Annotated in this window: 13 protein-coding genes; 9 read left to right on the forward strand and 4 right to left on the reverse strand. The window is 53.8% G+C overall.

Translation table 11 applies throughout. The features are described 5' to 3' along the window. The coding region (locus tag ACILP3_RS01345) for a CTP synthase (RefSeq protein WP_395614878.1) at window positions 1-1614 on the forward strand (1614 nt) is incomplete at its 5' end. A 48-nt stretch (window positions 1615-1662) separates the two neighbouring features. Here the strand turns inward: ACILP3_RS01345 and ACILP3_RS01350 are convergent. Further along, a complete protein-coding gene (locus ACILP3_RS01350; RefSeq protein ID WP_395614879.1) occupies window positions 1663-2148 on the reverse strand; it encodes an Hsp20 family protein in 486 nt (161 codons plus the stop codon). A gap of 464 nt (window positions 2149-2612) precedes the next feature. Between ACILP3_RS01350 and ACILP3_RS01355 the strand changes: the two genes are divergently transcribed. The 5 genes from ACILP3_RS01355 to ACILP3_RS01375 all read left to right on the forward strand — a co-directional run bounded on the left by ACILP3_RS01355 (window position 2613) and on the right by ACILP3_RS01375 (window position 10238). Further along, the gene (locus tag ACILP3_RS01355; protein WP_395614880.1) at window positions 2613-3863 is read left to right on the forward strand and encodes a lipoprotein-releasing ABC transporter permease subunit; all 1251 of its coding nucleotides are present in this window, start codon (window positions 2613-2615) and stop codon (window positions 3861-3863) included. Then, on the forward strand, window positions 3856-4527 hold the full coding sequence (locus ACILP3_RS01360; protein WP_395614881.1) for an ABC transporter ATP-binding protein: 672 nt from the start codon (window positions 3856-3858) through the stop codon (window positions 4525-4527). Before ACILP3_RS01355 ends, ACILP3_RS01360 begins: the two co-directional genes overlap by 8 nt. Before the next feature lie 15 nt (window positions 4528-4542). Continuing rightward, entirely contained in the window at window positions 4543-5031 is a 489-nt protein-coding gene (locus ACILP3_RS01365) for a glutathione peroxidase (RefSeq protein WP_395614882.1), read from the forward strand. 62 nt (window positions 5032-5093) lie between these two features. Beyond that, window positions 5094-8570: a DNA polymerase III subunit alpha gene (gene dnaE / locus ACILP3_RS01370; RefSeq protein WP_395614883.1), complete on the forward strand. Its 3477-nt coding sequence runs from the start codon at window positions 5094-5096 to the stop codon at window positions 8568-8570. A gap of 69 nt (window positions 8571-8639) precedes the next feature. Next, complete coding sequence (locus ACILP3_RS01375) at window positions 8640-10238, forward strand: long-chain fatty acid--CoA ligase (protein WP_395614884.1); 1599 nt, start codon at window positions 8640-8642, stop codon at window positions 10236-10238. A 53-nt stretch (window positions 10239-10291) separates the two neighbouring features. On the opposite strand, the gene moaB is transcribed toward ACILP3_RS01375, so the two are convergent. From moaB to ACILP3_RS01390, 3 genes are read right to left on the reverse strand one after another with little or no spacing between them, the layout of a single operon-like run. Continuing rightward, window positions 10292-10819, reverse strand: a complete 528-nt coding sequence (gene moaB / locus ACILP3_RS01380) for a molybdenum cofactor biosynthesis protein B (RefSeq protein ID WP_395614885.1) — start codon at window positions 10817-10819, stop codon at window positions 10292-10294. After that, entirely contained in the window at window positions 10806-12560 is a 1755-nt protein-coding gene (locus ACILP3_RS01385; RefSeq protein WP_395614886.1) for a lytic transglycosylase domain-containing protein, read from the reverse strand. Before ACILP3_RS01385 ends, moaB begins: the two co-directional genes overlap by 14 nt. Next, window positions 12557-13309 (reverse strand): uracil-DNA glycosylase family protein, encoded by a 753-nt coding sequence (locus ACILP3_RS01390; protein ID WP_395614887.1) that lies wholly within the window; start codon window positions 13307-13309, stop codon window positions 12557-12559. Before ACILP3_RS01390 ends, ACILP3_RS01385 begins: the two co-directional genes overlap by 4 nt. 114 nt (window positions 13310-13423) lie before the next feature. Here ACILP3_RS01390 and ACILP3_RS01395 point away from each other — a divergent pair, with 114 nt between their 5' ends. The 3 genes from ACILP3_RS01395 to ACILP3_RS01405 are packed head-to-tail and all read left to right on the forward strand — an operon-like array spanning window position 13424 to window position 16670. Beyond that, window positions 13424-15064, forward strand: coding sequence for a 4Fe-4S dicluster domain-containing protein (locus tag ACILP3_RS01395; protein WP_395614888.1), 1641 nt, complete (start codon window positions 13424-13426; stop codon window positions 15062-15064). Window positions 15065-15108: 44 nt separating this feature from the next. Next, window positions 15109-15936 (forward strand): 4-(cytidine 5'-diphospho)-2-C-methyl-D-erythritol kinase, encoded by an 828-nt coding sequence (locus ACILP3_RS01400; protein ID WP_395614889.1) that lies wholly within the window; start codon window positions 15109-15111, stop codon window positions 15934-15936. Next, window positions 15933-16670 (forward strand): N-formylglutamate amidohydrolase, encoded by a 738-nt coding sequence (locus ACILP3_RS01405; RefSeq protein ID WP_395614890.1) that lies wholly within the window; start codon window positions 15933-15935, stop codon window positions 16668-16670. Before ACILP3_RS01400 ends, ACILP3_RS01405 begins: the two co-directional genes overlap by 4 nt. Window positions 16671-16676 lie beyond the last annotated feature (6 nt).

Consider the following 16676-nt stretch of genomic DNA (forward strand, 5'->3'; position numbering starts at 1 on the left):
ACCGGTGGCGTGGTCTCCTCGCTTGGCAAAGGTCTTATGGCGGCATCGCTTGCTGCCCTTTTGCAAGCGCGCGGCTATCGCGTCCGCATCCGGAAGTTCGACCCTTATTTGAATGTCGATCCAGGCACGATGTCGCCATATCAACATGGCGAAGTCTATGTGACCGATGACGGGGCGGAGACCGACCTCGACCTTGGCCATTATGAACGCTTCACTGGCGTTTCGGCGCGGCAGTCGGACAATATAACGTCCGGCCGCATTTATCAGAATATCATTCAAAAAGAGCGTCGCGGCGATTATCTGGGCGCCACTGTGCAGGTCATCCCGCACGTCACCGACGCCATTAAAGAATTCGCCAAGGCAGAGACACAGGATTTGGATTTCGTTCTGTGCGAAATCGGCGGCACCGTTGGCGATATCGAATCGCTGCCGTTTATTGAGGCCATTCGCCAGTTGCGCAACGAACTGGGCCGCGAACGGACCTTATCGGTGCATGTGACTTTGGTTCCCTATATTGCCGCAGCCGGTGAGTTGAAGACGAAACCCACGCAACATAGCGTGCGCGAATTGACTTCCTTGGGTATTCAACCTGATGTGTTGCTGTGCCGCTGCGAACATCCACTGCCCGACGCAGAACGCGCCAAAATTGCGGCATTTTGTAATGTGCGCAAAGAGGCAGTAATCCCTGCTTTGGACGCCAAGAGCATTTATGCTGTGCCCCTGCAATATCATGTCGAAGGGCTTGATAATGAAGTATTGCGGGCATTTGGCCTTGAATCAGAAGGCGAGCCTGACCTTGGCCGCTGGGACGATATCATCGACAGACAGTCGAACCCCGAAGGCGAAGTAACCATCGGCGTGGTTGGCAAATATGTTGGTCTTGCCGACGCCTATAAATCATTGAACGAAGCTTTAACGCATGGCGGTCTGTCCAACCGCGTGAAGGTCAACATCAAATGGATTGACGCCGAATTGTTCGAACAATCCGAAGATGACATCGCCACAGCGCTTGAGCCTATGAACGCGATTTTGGTCCCTGGCGGATTTGGGGAACGCGGCTCCGAAGGCAAGATTGCGGCGGTCAAATTCGCCCGCGAACGTCAGGTGCCCTTTTTTGGCATCTGCCTGGGCATGCAAATGGCATGTATTGAGGGCGCACGAAACACCGCAGGACTGTCGGGCGCATCCAGTACGGAATTTGGCCCTACCGAAGAACCCATCGTGGGCATCATTACCGAATGGATGAGCCAAGAGGGTATCCAAAAGCGGGAAACCGGTGGCGACATGGGCGGCACGATGCGTTTGGGCGCATATGATGCCGTGCTGGATGGTAACAGCCATGTTGCATCGATTTACGGCAGCAAGAACATATCCGAGCGGCATCGCCACCGTTACGAAGTGAATGTCCATTATAAGGATGCGCTGGAACAAGGCGGGTTGGTGTTCAGCGGCATGTCGCCCGATGGCGAATTGCCCGAAATTGTCGAACGTCCGGACCATCCATGGTTTATCGGCGTACAATTCCATCCGGAATTGAAATCACGCCCATTTGCGCCGCACCCTTTGTTCGCCAGCTTTGTTAAAGCGGCGTTGAAACAGAGCCGCTTGGTATAATAAAAAAAGGGGCGTCAGGCCTTATCCTGCCGCCCCATATTTTAATGTTTAAGCAGCTTGCGGACCTTTTTTCTTGGGCGCTGCATCATGTTCAATCACCGTGGACGCCGCTTTTGCGCCAATCGCAATTTTGCGCGGCTTCAACGCTTCGGGCACTTCCCGCAATAGGGTGATAATCAAAAGACCGTCGGCCATGTCTGCGTCAATCACATGGATGTGATCGGCCAGTTGAAAACGGCGTTCGAAGTTGCGGTTGGCAATGCCCATATGCAGAAAATCGCGATTATCATTGCTTTCGGACTGCTTGCTACCTGTTACAATTAGCAAATTTTGCTGCGCAACTATGTCGATCTCATCGGTCTTGAACCCGGCAACGGCGACAGTGATCTTATAATCATTCTCACCCGTGCGCTCGATATTAAACGGGGGGTAATTTTCATTCTGTGCGGCACGGCCTGTGGTTTCGAGCAGCTCAAAAAGACGGTCAAAGCCAACAGTGTTCCGGCGATAAGGTGTAAAATCAAAACGCGTCATCACAAATTCTCCTTCAAGCAATTTGGTTCGTCGCCAACCCCACAAATGCAGCGGCCAGCATGTTCGTTTTGGAGCCTTTCGGCCTCCGGAAAACAAGATGGGATGTACCGGAAAAAATGCAAGGCTTAAAAATCACGACAAAAAATCGTCTGCAATGTCCACCGGACAAAAACAAGGCCGCCCGGAATTTCCGAACGGCCTCGCTTTGCGGCTTTTTCAGCGCGTGGTTTCAGTCCTCTGCCGGTCCCCACCGGCGGGTCTGATTTTTTCCCTGAACCATCGGCCATTTCGGGCTCTCGACGAATTCGATGACTGCATCATCTTTTGCTCTTCGCTTTGCAAATGGAACCAGACTCTGGCCGACGCTTTTTCAAATGCTGTTGCGTCGCTGCAACAATACTTGCCAGTCGTCATGGCGGAACCTAAGAACAGTCTATGCCGAAAAAATCGATGAGTGCCCGCACATGATATTGTCGCGATATGAACGCATGGTCGCACGCCGGTATTTGCTTCCGGGCAAGGGCGAGGGCTTTATATTCCTAGTTGCCAGCATCAGCTTGGTCGCGGTTGCGCTTGGCGTTGCCGCTTTAATCATCGTGATGAGCGTGATGAACGGCTTTCGTGCCGAATTATTTGACAAGATCGTCGGCCTCAATGGCCATGCCGTCATTCAGGGCTATGGCGGTCGCTTGCAAGATTGGCGTCAAATCCTCACCGACGTGAAGCAAACAGACGGCGTTACCGAAGCAACGGCGTTGATTGAGCAGCCCTTACTGACAACCTTCAATGGCCGGGTTGAGGCCATATTGGCGCGCGGCATGTCGGTGAATGATATCCTGAAAAACGACACGTTGAAGGGAAAGACCGTCGCCGGCGATTTGCGCAGATTAAACGCCAATGAGGATAAGGTTGCGATTGGGTCGCGGCTCGCCCATAATTTGGGCGTTCAGGTCGGGCAGAGCGTCACGATCATCAACCCTGCCGGTCGCACGACGCCATTTGGCACCGTGCCGCGTGAGATTTCTTATGAGGTCGCCGCAATTTTTGAAGTGGGCGTCTATGATTATGACAAGGCGTTCGTTGTTATGCCCATCGAACGTGCGCAAGTCCTGATGCTGATGGGGGATGAAATCGGCATGATCGAGATCAAGACCGAAAACCCCGACAAGGTGAATGAGATTCTCATGCCCTTATTGCCCAAGCTTGAAAATAAGGGGCAGATTGTCGACTGGAAAAGTATGAATGCGTCCTTGTTCGAGGCTTTGGCGGTCGAGCGCGTCGCGATGTTTGTCGTGCTGTCGATTATCGTGCTTGTTGCGGTGTTTAACATCTTGTCGTCACTCATCATGCTCGTGCGCGCCAAAACCCGCGACATTGCCATATTGCGGACCATGGGGGCGTCGCGAAAATCATTGCTGAAGATTTTTATGACGGTTGGTTTGTTGATTGGTGCATCCGGAATTGTTTTGGGGATGATATTGGGCGCGATATTCCTGTATTTCCGGCAGTCGGTCGTGAACTTCATTCAATTTGTTACCGGCCAGAATTTATGGGACCCATCGATCCGGTTCCTGACCGAGCTGCCGTCGCGTACAGACCCGTTTGAAGTGTTGGCAATCTGCGGGCTGGCTTTGCTGTTCAGCTTCCTTGCAACCTTGTACCCGGCGCTCAAGGCGGCAAGTACGGACCCAGTTCAGGTGCTGCGTTATGAATAATATCTTGGAACTTATCGATGTTCGCCGCAAATTTGTGCAAGGCGATGTCACCATCGAAGTCTTGCGCGGCGTTGACCTGAGCATTGCCAAAGGTGAGCTTGTCGCTTTGCTTGGCCCATCGGGTTCCGGCAAATCGACCATGCTTCAGGCTGTGGGCTTATTGGAAGGTGGATTTTCAGGGTCTATAAAATTGGATGGCGAAGAGGTGAGCGCAGCTAGCGTGGACCGCCAAACGGAGATTCGCCGTCAGAAATTGGGCTTTGTTTATCAGTTTCACCATCTTCTGCCGGATTTTGACGCGTTGGAAAATGTGATTTTGCCGCAGTTGATTTCGGATGCTGCGCCCGATGTGGCGCATGATCGTGCGACCTATTTGCTAACCCAATTGGGCCTGTCGGAACGGCTGCATCATCGCCCGTCAAAGCTGTCGGGTGGTGAGCAACAACGCGTTGCGGTGGCGCGGGCATTGGCGAACCGGCCAAAGCTGGTGCTAGCGGATGAACCGACGGGCAATTTGGATGAGCATACGGCGGATATCGTGCTCGGTGAATTTATGGCGCTGGTGCGCGAAGAGGGGTCGTCAGCCATTGTCGCCACACATAATGAACGATTGGCGGCGAAAATGGACCGCGTCGTGCGCCTGCATGACGGTAAATTGGGCTAAACGAGGGGGCAGTCTATGTCAGTATATGATTTTACCGTGAAAATGCCTGGCGGCGGAGCCAAGGCTATGGCCGCGCATCAGGGCAAGGTGTTGCTGGTGGTGAACACGGCATCCAAATGCGGCTTCACGCCCCAGTATAAGGGCCTGGAGGCGCTCTATCGCCAGTATAAAGATCAAGGGCTAGAAATCCTTGCATTCCCATGCAACCAATTCGGCGCGCAGGAGCCGGGCGACGCACAAGAAATTCAGAATTTCTGCTCGCTGACATATGATGTCTCCTTTCCATTGGCGGCGAAAATCGATGTCAACGGAACGGACGAAGACCCGTTGTGGCATTATCTAAAGCAACAGCAAGCCGGCCTGTTGGGTTCACGCGGGATCAAATGGAATTTCACCAAATTTCTTGTCGACCGCAAGGGGAATGTCGTTGCCCGCCATGGCCCTCAGGTAAAGCCAGAGGCGCTGGCAAAGGACATTGAGAAATTGCTCGCCGAGGCGGCCTGATTGTCCACAGCTTAGCCCAAAACAGGCTTTGTCGAATCAAGCGCCTGTTCTAACGATGGGGCATGGCTTATGTACCCTTCGTTCCTCTGCGCGTGTATTCCGCATATACCATATTGGAAGGCGCGATTGAGCCCAAGGCCATTGGCGAAACTGCGAAAAAGCTTGGTTTTCCTGCTATCTCTATTTGTGACCGTAACGGGCTGTACGGCGTTATGCCGTTTCAGGACGGCGCGAAATCTTATGGTGTACAACCAATCATTGGCGCGTTGCTTGGGATCAGGCGGCCGACATCCGATGGAAAGTTCATCCGCGACTGGTTGCCATTATTTGCCCAAGATGAAAGCGGTTATAACAATCTATGCCGATTGGTTTCCATGGCGCATCTGGACCGTCCAGAGGATTTTGATGCACATGTCACGCTGGAACAGCTTGCAGGACATAAGGACGGCCTGATCGCCCTTACAGGTGGTGCAGAGGGCGCTTTGGCCCGATTGTTAAGTGAAGGGCAGCATGACGCCGCATCCAGCTACCTGACGCGTCTTCAGGCGCTGTTTTCCGACCGTTTGTATATCGAACTCAGCAGGCGCAACGACGCGGTTGAAGACGCAGCAGAAGACGCGCTGATTGACCTTGCTTACGCCCGCGATATTCCCTTGGTCGCTACCAATCCCGCCTTTTTTGCCGAACCCGATTTCTTCGATGCGCATGACGCCATGCTGTGCATCTCGGACGGCGCCTATATCGAAAGCGCGGACCGCCGGAAAAGCAGCCGCGACACGTGGATTAAGACCGGCAAGCAAATGCGCGAGCTGTTCGCCGATGTCCCCGAAGCGTTGGCCAATACCCTAGTCATTGCGCAACGCTGCGCCGCGCTTGCGCCCTATCGCAGTCCGATTTTACCCAGTCTTGCCGGTGACCGAACCGCCGAAGACGCGCAATTGCGCGAAGACGGGCGGCTTGGCCTGGAAAAGCGGCTTGAGATTGCGGGCATTACGGATCCTGCCGAACGACAAATCTATTTTGACCGGTTGAAGTTTGAAGCCGATGTGATCTGCGCCATGGGTTTTCCGGGCTACTTCCTGATCGTTGCCGATTTCATCAAATGGGCGAAGGAACAGGATATTGCCGTAGGGCCGGGCCGTGGATCGGGGGCAGGTTCGCTGGTCGCTTGGGCGCTGACAATTACTGACCTCGACCCGATCAAGCTCGGCCTGCTGTTCGAACGTTTCCTAAATCCCGACCGTGTGTCGATGCCTGACTTCGACATCGACTTTTGTGAAACGCGCCGTGGCGAAGTCATTCGGTATGTGCAGAAAAAATATGGATCGCGCCAAGTTGCGCAAATCATCACGTTTGGAAAGCTGAAGGCGCGTGCGGTTCTGCGCGACACTGGCCGGGTGCTGCAGATGAGCTATGGCCAAGTTGACCGGCTGTGCAAGCAAGTGCCCAATCTGCCCGCTGACCCGTGGGATTTGAAACGCGCTTTGGCTGGCGTGGCGGAGTTGCGGGAAGAATATCGGCGTGATGCGCAGGTTAAGCGCCTGTTCGACCTTGCGATGAAGCTGGAGGGCCTGCCACGGCACAGTTCCACACATGCCGCCGGTGTTGTCATTGGCGACCGCGAATTATCGGAATTGGCGCCTTTGTATCGCGACCCGCGTTCGGACATGCCGGTTACGCAATTCGATATGAAATATGTCGAGAGCGCAGGCCTGGTTAAGTTCGACTTTTTGGGATTGAAAACGCTGTCTGTCCTACAAAAGGGTAGCCAGATGCTCGCCAAGCGCGGCGTGGAGGTCAATCTCGACTTGTTGCCGCATGATGATCCGGCAGTCTATGAACTGCTGCAACGTGGCGACACCGTGGGCGTGTTTCAGTTGGAATCCGAAGGCATGCGGCGAACACTTGCGGCGGTGAAACCGACCAACTTTGGGGATATCATCGCGCTCGTGTCATTGTACCGTCCGGGTCCAATGGACAATATCCCGATGTTTGGCCGTCGCAAAAATGGCGAGGAGAGCATTGAATATCCGCACCCCTTGCTGGAACCTGTATTGAACGAAACCTACGGGATATTCGTTTACCAGGAACAAGTTATGCAAGCCGCGCAGATTTTGGCCGGCTACAGCCTTGGGGAAGCAGATTTGCTTCGCCGTGCAATGGGTAAGAAGATTCAGGCCGAAATGGATGCCCAGCGCGAACGTTTCGTCACGGGCTGCGCCACGCACGCAATCGCGCCCAACCGCGCCAATGAGCTGTTTGACTTGATAGACAAATTTGCAGGTTATGGTTTCAACAAGAGCCATGCTGCCGCTTATGCTGTGCTCGCCTACCAGACTGCATGGCTAAAAACGCATCATCCCGAAGAATTTTACGCAGCCTCCATGTGTTTTGACATGCATCAAACGGACAAGCTTGCGACCTTTATGGACGATATGCGCAGGCTAGATATCACCTGTTTACAGCCGGACATCAACAGCAGCGAGGCCGAATTTACCGTCGAGACCAATGCACATGGGGAGCATGCGGTGCGCTATGCGTTGGGCGGCATCAAAAATGTCGGCGAACGGGCGATGGAAATATTGGTGGCAGAACGCACGACTGGGGGCTTGTTCAAAAGCCTTGATGACTTTGCCAACCGAGTTGATCCCAGTCAGATCAACCGCAGGAGCCTCGAAAATCTTGCTGCTGCAGGGGCTTTTGATGCATTGGAACCAAATCGTGGCGCAGTACATGCCGCAGCAGAAACACTTTTGGCGGCAGCGCAATCCGCGCGCGATTCCCGCGATAGTGGGCAGGGCGGCCTGTTTGGTGAGGGCGGGTCCGACATGGCGGCGCTCAGGATCGATAGCAGCCTGCATTGGGCACCCGGCGAACAAATGAACCAAGAAAAGGACGCGTTTGGGTTTTATTTCTCGGCACATCCTTGCTCGCAATATGAGGCGCTGGCCATTAGCCACGGCGCAAAACCTTATGCCGTTTGGCTCGACAGCGGACCCATTCCCGAAGGTGTCCGCCGCACGGCTACCATGTCTGCATTGATTGAAGGCGTCCGGTGGCGCGAATCGCGCAAGGGTAAGCGGTTTATGATTGCGGATTTTTCCGACAATAGCGGCCAGTTTTCGGTGCGATGTTTTGATGAGGCGGTCGGCGTACAACTTGCCGAGTGGGCAAAAGACGCCGAGTGTCTTTTGCTTCATTGCGAAATGGACATGCGGCCCGGCGATGAAACGCCAAGTTTTACAGCGAAAAGCGCTAAAGCCCTCAGTGGCCTGACCAGCGTGTCGCGGCTAAAAATGCAGTTGGATGTGACGCATGAAACAGCCATGGTGCAGCTTGCACAAATTGTTGCACCATTGGGTGCCGGGCGAAGCGAGTTGGTGATCAAAACCCGCGCTGCTGACGGGCGCTGGGTGCATATCGTGCTTGGTCGCCGCTTTCAGATCGACGCATCTTTGTTGGACCAACTGCGTAATATTGACGGTATCGAAAATGTAGAGCTTGCCCCATTGGGGCCTGTTTTGGCATTGGTCCACTGAACTGCGAAAATCGTGGACAGAAATTGCGTCTGCAGTATCCTGCAGCGGGGGTAAGAGGGAGAGAATTTGATGTACGGCACCATGCAGAATTGGGACCTTCGCGTTCCGCGTTTGATCGACTACGCAGCGCGCGAACATGGAACGCGTGAAATCGTAACCCGTTGGACCGACGGAACGATTGAGCGGACAAACTGGTCTGGCGTTGCAACCGAGGCGCGTAAATTGTCGCAAGCTTTTGCAGGCTTAGGCCTGCAAAAGGGAGATAGGATTGCTACCTTTGCCATGAATCATCACCGGCATTTGGCGGCTTGGTATGGCGCTATTGGTTTTGGCGGCGTGATTCATACGGTAAATGTGCGGCTGTTCGATGAAGACCTGATCTACATCATGAACCATGCCGAAGATAAGGTGTTGATGTATGACGCAATGTTCCAGCCCATTATCGATCGGTTAAAGCCGCATCTGAAGACCGTTGAGCATTATGTCGTGTTTGACCGCGACGACAGCTACGGTGCGTTCATCGCCGCGCAAGATGGCAATTATGAATGGGCCACCGGCGACGAGCGCGACGCGTGTATGTTGTGTTACACCAGTGGTACAACGGGCAACCCCAAGGGTGTTTTGTATCAACACCGCTCGACTATGTTGCACGCAATGGCTGAAATCGCGCCAGCCATTTTTGATCTTAGCCCGCAGTCTGCGTTGCTGCCGATCGTGCCGATGTTCCATGCGGCAAGTTGGGGATTACCTTTTGCGGGCGCTGCTGCGGGCGTGAAGTTTGTGTTTTCAACCACCAATGACGCCGCAACCTTGCATGGCTTAATGCTGCAAGAAGGCATTACGCATAGCGCTGGGGTGCCGACCGTGTGGCTCGCCATGTTTGCGCATCTGGATGCAGAGGCGGCAGCGGGACGTAACGCGACGCTGGGCAAGCTGCGCTTGGTTACAATTGGTGGATCGGCTGCACCGCGTGCGATGATTGAGCGCCTGATGACGTCGGGTGTGCGCGTTTCCCATGCATGGGGTATGACCGAAACATCGCCCATTGGTACGATGGGGGCGCCAACCCCCGATTGGGACGATTTAACGCTGGAGCAGCAAATCGACATTGTGTGTAAGCAAGGCCGAACACCCTTTGGCGTGGAGTTGCGTGTGATCGATAAGGACGGCAACGTCGCTCCCCGCGATGGTGTGACGTCCGGTGCGCTTCAGATTCGGGGGCCATGGGTCATTAAGCGATATTTCAAAGCAGAGGCGGACGCGGTGGACGCGGATCAGTGGTTTGACACCGGAGATGTCTCCGTGCTGCATCCAGACGGCACGATGCAGATTACCGACCGTGTAAAAGATGTGATCAAATCGGGCGGCGAGTGGATCAGTTCGGTTGAACTAGAGAATATTGCGGTTGGTTGCCCCGGCATTGCTGAAGCTGGCGCAATTGGTATTCCGCACCCTAAATGGGATGAACGGCCTGTCCTGATTGCTGTGAAAAAACCTGGGGCTGACGTGGATGAGGCGACAGTGAAGGCCTATCTTGCGGACCGCATCGTCAAATGGTGGATGCCTGACCGTGTATTGTTTGTGGACGAACTGCCGCACACAGGCACGGGCAAAATCCAGAAAGTGGCGCTTCGTGCGCAGTTTAAGGATTTTGTGCTCGAGGAATGAGGCAAGGTCGCTATGATCTTGCTGTGAAATAGGCGGCGCTTGCGCCGTCTAAATCACGTTTCGCGCAAGCGCGGCATCAGTTCCACGAAATTGCATGGGCGGTGGCGGCTGTCGAGTTGATGCACAAGTATCTGATCCCAACCGTCTTTAACTGCGCCATTTGACCCGGGAAGGGCAAAAATATACGTCCCGCCCGCCAGCACGGCGCAGGCGCGCGATTGTATGGTGGATGTGCCGATGCTTGCAAAACTCAGCCAGCGGAACAGTTCGCCGAAACCAGGAATATCCTTGGTCTTTACGTGATCAAGTGCCTCAGGGGTAACATCGCGTCCGGTGAGCCCAGTGCCGCCAGTTGATATCACAACGTCAATTTTGTCGTCATCGATCCATTTACGCAAATGCGTAGTGATTAACGCAGTGTCGTCGCGCAATATGGCACGATCAGCCATTTTGTGTCCCGCAGCGACGATCCGTTCTGCCAAAATATCGCCGCTGGTATCGTTTTCGATGCCACGCGTGTCGGACACCGTCAGCAGCGCGATATGGACTGGCTTAAACGTCCTGTTTTCATCGAGCGGCAATGACGCCTCCTGTCATCCTGCGGGCAGTGACGGTGCCACTGGCATCGGGAAATTTGGGCCACATATATTGGGCTAGGCCCTTCAGGCTTCCTGAGGCCCTGTTTTCGCGCATCTCGTAAATCCAGTAATTTCTTAAGATGATCGCCACATAGCCGCGCGTTTCCCAAAATGGGATAGATTCAATGAACAATAAAGGATCGCCATTGTCGCGTATCTCGCTGTTCCAGCGTGCGACGGGCGACGGACCTGCATTATAAGCAGCAATTACCTTTGGCAGCAGCCCCCCCGTTGCAGGCAAGTCACGCAGCTTTTCCAAATAGGATTGTCCATATTCCAAATTGATGGATGGGCGGTCTAGTTCGGATGCCGTGAAGGACGCACCGCGTGCTCGCGCAAGGTCCTGAGCAGTTCCGGGACGAACCTGCATGAGGCCGCGCGCACCAGCAGGGCTGATAACGTCAGTACGGAAATTAGATTCTTGCAGCGTATGGGCATAGATTAAGGATGGCGTTACGCGCCAACCGCCGGTTGGTTCCCAATTGGGCAGGGGGTAACGTGCCATAGCGTTGCTCTGGTCACGGGATGGACCATAATGGCCGAACCAGAACTGGGTTGAAGCTAAGTTCAACGCGCCCGCCAACTGCGCGAGGTTCGCATGTTGTCGCGCATCTCCAATTCTCGCTTGATGGCGCAGTGCCTGATCTGCAAGCTTATTCTGGCCAATTTCTGTCAGGGAAACCGCCAAAATCGCGTTTTGCTGCTCTTTCAAACTCGCCCAATCCAGCCTGACAGTTTTCGCTACCTTGCGCGCAACCGGTTCCATGCCAAGCGCTTCGCTGGCGAGCAAACCGTAAAAGGTTTCCGACAGCATGGCTGCCTTTTGCATCTTGGGCTGCATATGTTGCGGTTGCTTTGCGGCCATCGCTGCGCGCGCGCCCCAGAACAGCCCCGCGGCCCGTAAGTCATCGTTACTGGCCAAGCGGGCAACATGATCAAAGGCATGATAAGCAGCGGCATAATCACCCAGCCGCCAAGAGGCCAGGCCAAGCACCCAGCTGGCCTGCGTACCCCATTCTCCACCGGCAACTTGCGCAGCAGCAGAAACGCGCTTTGCGGATGCATCGTCATTTTCGATATAATATGACCATGCCACACGATAGCGTAATTCCGTCAGCGCTTCGGGCGACAATTCCGTCGCTTTGCTTTCCAAAAATTGTTCGGCGGCAAAGGGTTGGTCATTTTTAATAAACACTTGTAATTCGGCACGTACACTATCGCTTGCCTTATTTGCGGGTAAATCCCTCTTTGGTGCGCCACCCAGCCATGAAAAGCGGCGGATGCCGGGCATATTGGGAAGCATTTCCGAACCGCGCTTGCGGGCCATAGTCGCCAATTTTTCGGCTTGCGGCAAATAAGGTGCGGCCTCAAGCAGGGCTTGCAACTGTGCTACCTCTACCTTTGGGCTATTTGGTGCGAGATATAATTCCGCAAGCGCCATCGCTGACATGGGACCTTTGGGCGCGGCATCAATCATGCGTGCGGCCTCGTCCCATTTTTCCAACCTGATAGCGTCATAGATGGCAGAAAAGGCGGCTTTTTCCTGAGCATTCAGAACATTGGGAGCTGGCTGGGAGGAAACAACATGACGGAACCCGCCACTGGTGTTCGCTTGAGCTGTCGCAAAGGGTGTGCAGGCAAAGGCAAAAGCCAGCCATTTCAAGTTACAGGCTTTGATGTTCATTGAGGCACCTTTTGTGCAAACATTTGCAAATCCGTCCAAGCCTGCTTTTTCATGGCAGGTCGCGCAATAAGGGTGCGTGGATGAAATGTTGCCAGCGTTGGGATGTTAAGGCCATGATGACAAATGCTACGTAATTCTGACCGTGCATGCATGAGTTCTTCGCCCAACAGAGCCTTGCATGCGGCAGAACCGAGTATAACCAGCGATTTAGGTCTAATCAGCTTGATCTGATGCAGCATAAACGCTGCAAGGTCGGGTAAGTCCTTTTCAGGAACCTCGCCTGTGGACGGGATGCTCGTCGCCAACCATGTGCAATAACAATCTACGGTATCGATCCCGACTGCGCCAAGCATTCGATGCAGAAGATCCGCATTCAAAGACATATTGGTTTCTGGCGTAGGCACTATGTCCGGAAGATCCGAAATAATCATCACATCGCAACTTACCGGGCCAACTGACGCGAAGCGAGCAGGACCATAAGCATTACCGGGCAGGGGGGCGCCACTGAGCACCATCTCGCGAAGGGCCGCAATATCATCAGGCCAAGTGATTATGGGCTTGGCAGGTGTCTCTGCCTGCTTTTTTTCCGCAAGGGCAAGGATGGGCATGTTCGGGGACGTATCGATAGCATCCTGCGCTAACAAATCAACCGAGCTCTCATGCACAGCGGAGTCGACTCCAGCAAGCTCCCACCAGCCAGATAATGATTCAACTACTGCAAAAGCAGAAACTTTTCCCCGATCCTCCATAAATCCCTTCAGTCACCAGTTGACGGCAGGGGCAATTGCTTGGCATGGCAATTCCCATCGGCTGTTCATATATTGGGACAGCTGGAATTATATGCCGGGTAAAGGATAAAGGCAATGAGTGAACGTGAGTCGATGCCCTATGATGTTGTTATTGTTGGCGCTGGGCCAGCAGGACTTTCGGCCGCAATCCGCATAAAACAATTATCCCCCGACACCAGCGTCTGCATCCTTGAAAAAGGGTCCGAGGTTGGCGCGCATATCCTGTCGGGTGCGGTCATTGATCCTAAGGCGCTTGATGAGCTGCTGCCCGATTGGCGCAACATGGGTTGCCCGCTGGCCGATACGCCAGTGAATGACAATCAGCACTGGATCATGACCAAGACCGGCAAGTTCAATATGCCGCATTTCCTAACGCCCGGTTTCATGCACAATAAGGGCACATATACCGGATCGCTTGGTAATGTGTGCCGTTGGTTGGCGGGGCAGGCTGAAAATCTGGGTGTAGAAATTTTTCCAGGCTTTTCGGCTGCAGAAATTCTGTATAACGCCGATGGCTCAGTCAGAGGGGTCGCTACGGGCGACATGGGCATTGCACGCGATGGCAGCCATAAAGACGATTATATGCGTGGCATGGAATTGCATGCAAAATACACATTCTTTGCCGAAGGCGTGCGCGGCCATCTCACCAAATTGCTCAAGCCGCAATTTGCGCTGGATAAGGATTGCGAGCCGCAGGTTTACGGCATCGGGATCAAAGAATTATGGGATATTCCGCCAGAGCAGCATTCTGCGGGCCGCGTGATCCATAGCCAGGGCTGGCCTTTGACCGATGCCAATGGCGGCGCATTTTTGTACCACCACGCCAATAATCAGGTCGCCTTAGGCTTTGTTGTTTGGCTCAATTATTCAAATCCTTATCTTTCACCTTTCGAAGAGTTTCAGCGTTGGAAAACGCATCCTGAGGTAAAAAAGATACTCGCCGGTGGCCGCCGTGTTTCCTATGGCGCACGCGCGATTAGTGACGGCGGATGGCAGTCGGTACCGGAACTTGCATTCCCTGGCGGCGCGTTGATTGGGTGTTCGGCCGGTTTCGTAAACGTGCCGCGTATCAAGGGTACGCACACGGCGATGAAGTCTGGTATGCTGGCAGCGGAAGCTGCTGTTGAAGCGCTGGCTGCGGGCCGCGAACATGACGCGCTTACTTCCTACCAGACGGCTTATGAAAATAGCTGGATTTATAAAGAATTGCGAATGGTGCGCAACGTACTGCCGCTGGTGGAAAAATACGGTAACTTGTTGGGTAGCGCGCTTGCTGGCGTAAATATGTGGCTAGAGAATTTTGGTATCCGCATGCCATTTACGATGAAGCACCATCCGGACCATAAGGCGCTGAAAAAGAAGAGCAGCGCCCAACGTATTGAATATCCAAAGCCAGATGGGGTGTTCAGCTTTGACCGTCTGTCTTCGGTTTTCCTGTCCAACACCAACCATGCCGAAGACCAGCCCATTCATTTGCAGGTCAAAGATATGGACCTTCAAAAAAGTAGCGAGTTTATGGAATTTGCGGGTCCATCAACGCGCTATTGCCCCGCGGGTGTATATGAGTGGATTGAAGAGGAGGGTAAGGATGCCCGCTATCAAATCAATTCGCAAAACTGCGTCCATTGCAAGACGTGTGACATCAAGGATCCTAACCAAAATATCAATTGGGTGACGCCAGAGGGCGGCGGTGGGCCTAACTACCCCAATATGTAATGTCGGTGGCGCTTTGGTCGCCACCCCGGGGGTTAAGGGCAATCGTGGAACATTCTGAAATAGCCTTTGCAAAGATAAACCTCGCCTTGCACGTCCGGAAACGGCGAGGCGATGGATATCATGACATCGAAACGTTGTTCGCCTTTGCGCAGCATGGCGACGTTTTGAGTGCCCATTTGGCGAATGCCTTGAGCCTAAAGATTGACGGTCCATTTGGCAGCGGTTTAGAGCCAGATGAAAGCAATCTCGTACTTCAGGCGGCTTTGCTCATGCAGTCGCATTTTGGGGTGTCTGAAGGCGCTGTAATCCGGCTTGAAAAACAACTTCCGATTGCGTCGGGCATTGGCGGGGGGTCGGCTGACGCCGCCGCCGCCGCCCGGCTGTTGAACAGGCTCTGGGGCTTGGGTGCATCTGAACAATTATTGGCAGATATTCTTGCGCCCTTAGGGGCGGACATTCCGGCGTGTGTGTTCAGCCAATCAAGCTTTGGCAGCGGCACCGGAACGGCGCTCGCATTTTTGGACGATAGCAATATCACCGCGCGGCACTTGTTGTTGGTGAATCCACTTCAATCCGTCTCAACTTCCGCAATATTTTCGGCATGGAATGGCGTTGATGGCAGCGGCGTAGGGCGTGGCGATATCTGGGATGCTGCAATTGAAGGCCGAAACGACCTTGAACCAATTGCGGCGGCGATTTGTCCCGCCATTACCGAAATTCTCGACCGTCTTTCGCTTTCAAACCCGGCGTTGGTGCGCATGTCCGGTTCTGGTGCGACATGCTTTGCCCTATTTGATGACGCAGCAGCCCTAGAGGCCACGCGCGCAAGGCTTGACCAGAATTGGTGGTCAATGGCCAGTATGCTGCGATGAACGATGCTCCGTTTGAAATATTAGGAACGCCGCGTGAGGGTGGTTTCCTGATCATTGGTGATCATGCATCGAACCGGATACCAGACGATGTTAATCTTGGCATCGATTCAGCGTTTCTGGGCGCGCATATTGCTTGGGACATTGGCGTTGCTGAGGTTGCGCGCTTAATCACGCAAGATACAGCATTTGCGGCGTATCTGGGTGGATATTCACGCCTTGTGGTGGACTTAAACCGTGACGCGCATGATCCAGCAGCTATTCCTAGCCAAAGCGACGGTTTAATCATCCCCGGCAACGATCTTAGCCTGACGGAGAGAGAAACAAGGCTGCAGCGTTTCCACAGGCCCTATCATGATCATTTGCAACATTTGCTTAGGCAGCACCGCCCATCGCTAATCTTGTCGCTCCACAGCTTCACACCGGCCCTTGAGACTAAGCCAGACGAGGCGCGGCCATGGGACGTTGGCGTGCTGTACAATGACCAAGAAACTGCCTCCAAATTAGCAATCCCGTTTTTGGAGGAGGCAGGGTATCTCGTCGGCGATCAGTTACCATATTCGGGCAAAATACTGAACGCGACGATGAACCGTCATGCAGAGGCCGATCATATTCCTTATATCGGTATCGAGATACGGCAGGATTTGGCCGGTAATTCATCCGGCCAAGCAAGATACGCTCGAATATTGTCGAATATGTGCCATTTTGTGTCGGAACATCTTGGCTTGTTGCCATAAAAAAGC

Source organism: Sphingorhabdus sp. (assembly GCF_044239665.1).
GTDB lineage: Bacteria > Pseudomonadota > Alphaproteobacteria > Sphingomonadales > Sphingomonadaceae > Sphingorhabdus_B.

Coding starts and splice junctions, on each gene's coding strand:
- ACILP3_RS01350 (WP_395614879.1), bottom strand. CDS start 2,148: ATGACGCGTTTTGATTTTACACCTTATCGCCGGAACACTGTTGGCTTT.
- ACILP3_RS01355 (WP_395614880.1), top strand. CDS start 2,613: ATGATATTGTCGCGATATGAACGCATGGTCGCACGCCGGTATTTGCTT.
- ACILP3_RS01360 (WP_395614881.1), top strand. CDS start 3,856: ATGAATAATATCTTGGAACTTATCGATGTTCGCCGCAAATTTGTGCAA.
- ACILP3_RS01365 (WP_395614882.1), top strand. CDS start 4,543: ATGTCAGTATATGATTTTACCGTGAAAATGCCTGGCGGCGGAGCCAAG.
- dnaE (WP_395614883.1), top strand. CDS start 5,094: ATGGCTTATGTACCCTTCGTTCCTCTGCGCGTGTATTCCGCATATACC.
- ACILP3_RS01375 (WP_395614884.1), top strand. CDS start 8,640: ATGTACGGCACCATGCAGAATTGGGACCTTCGCGTTCCGCGTTTGATC.
- ACILP3_RS01385 (WP_395614886.1), bottom strand. CDS start 12,560: ATGAACATCAAAGCCTGTAACTTGAAATGGCTGGCTTTTGCCTTTGCC.
- ACILP3_RS01390 (WP_395614887.1), bottom strand. CDS start 13,309: ATGGAGGATCGGGGAAAAGTTTCTGCTTTTGCAGTAGTTGAATCATTA.
- ACILP3_RS01395 (WP_395614888.1), top strand. CDS start 13,424: ATGAGTGAACGTGAGTCGATGCCCTATGATGTTGTTATTGTTGGCGCT.
- ACILP3_RS01405 (WP_395614890.1), top strand. CDS start 15,933: ATGAACGATGCTCCGTTTGAAATATTAGGAACGCCGCGTGAGGGTGGT.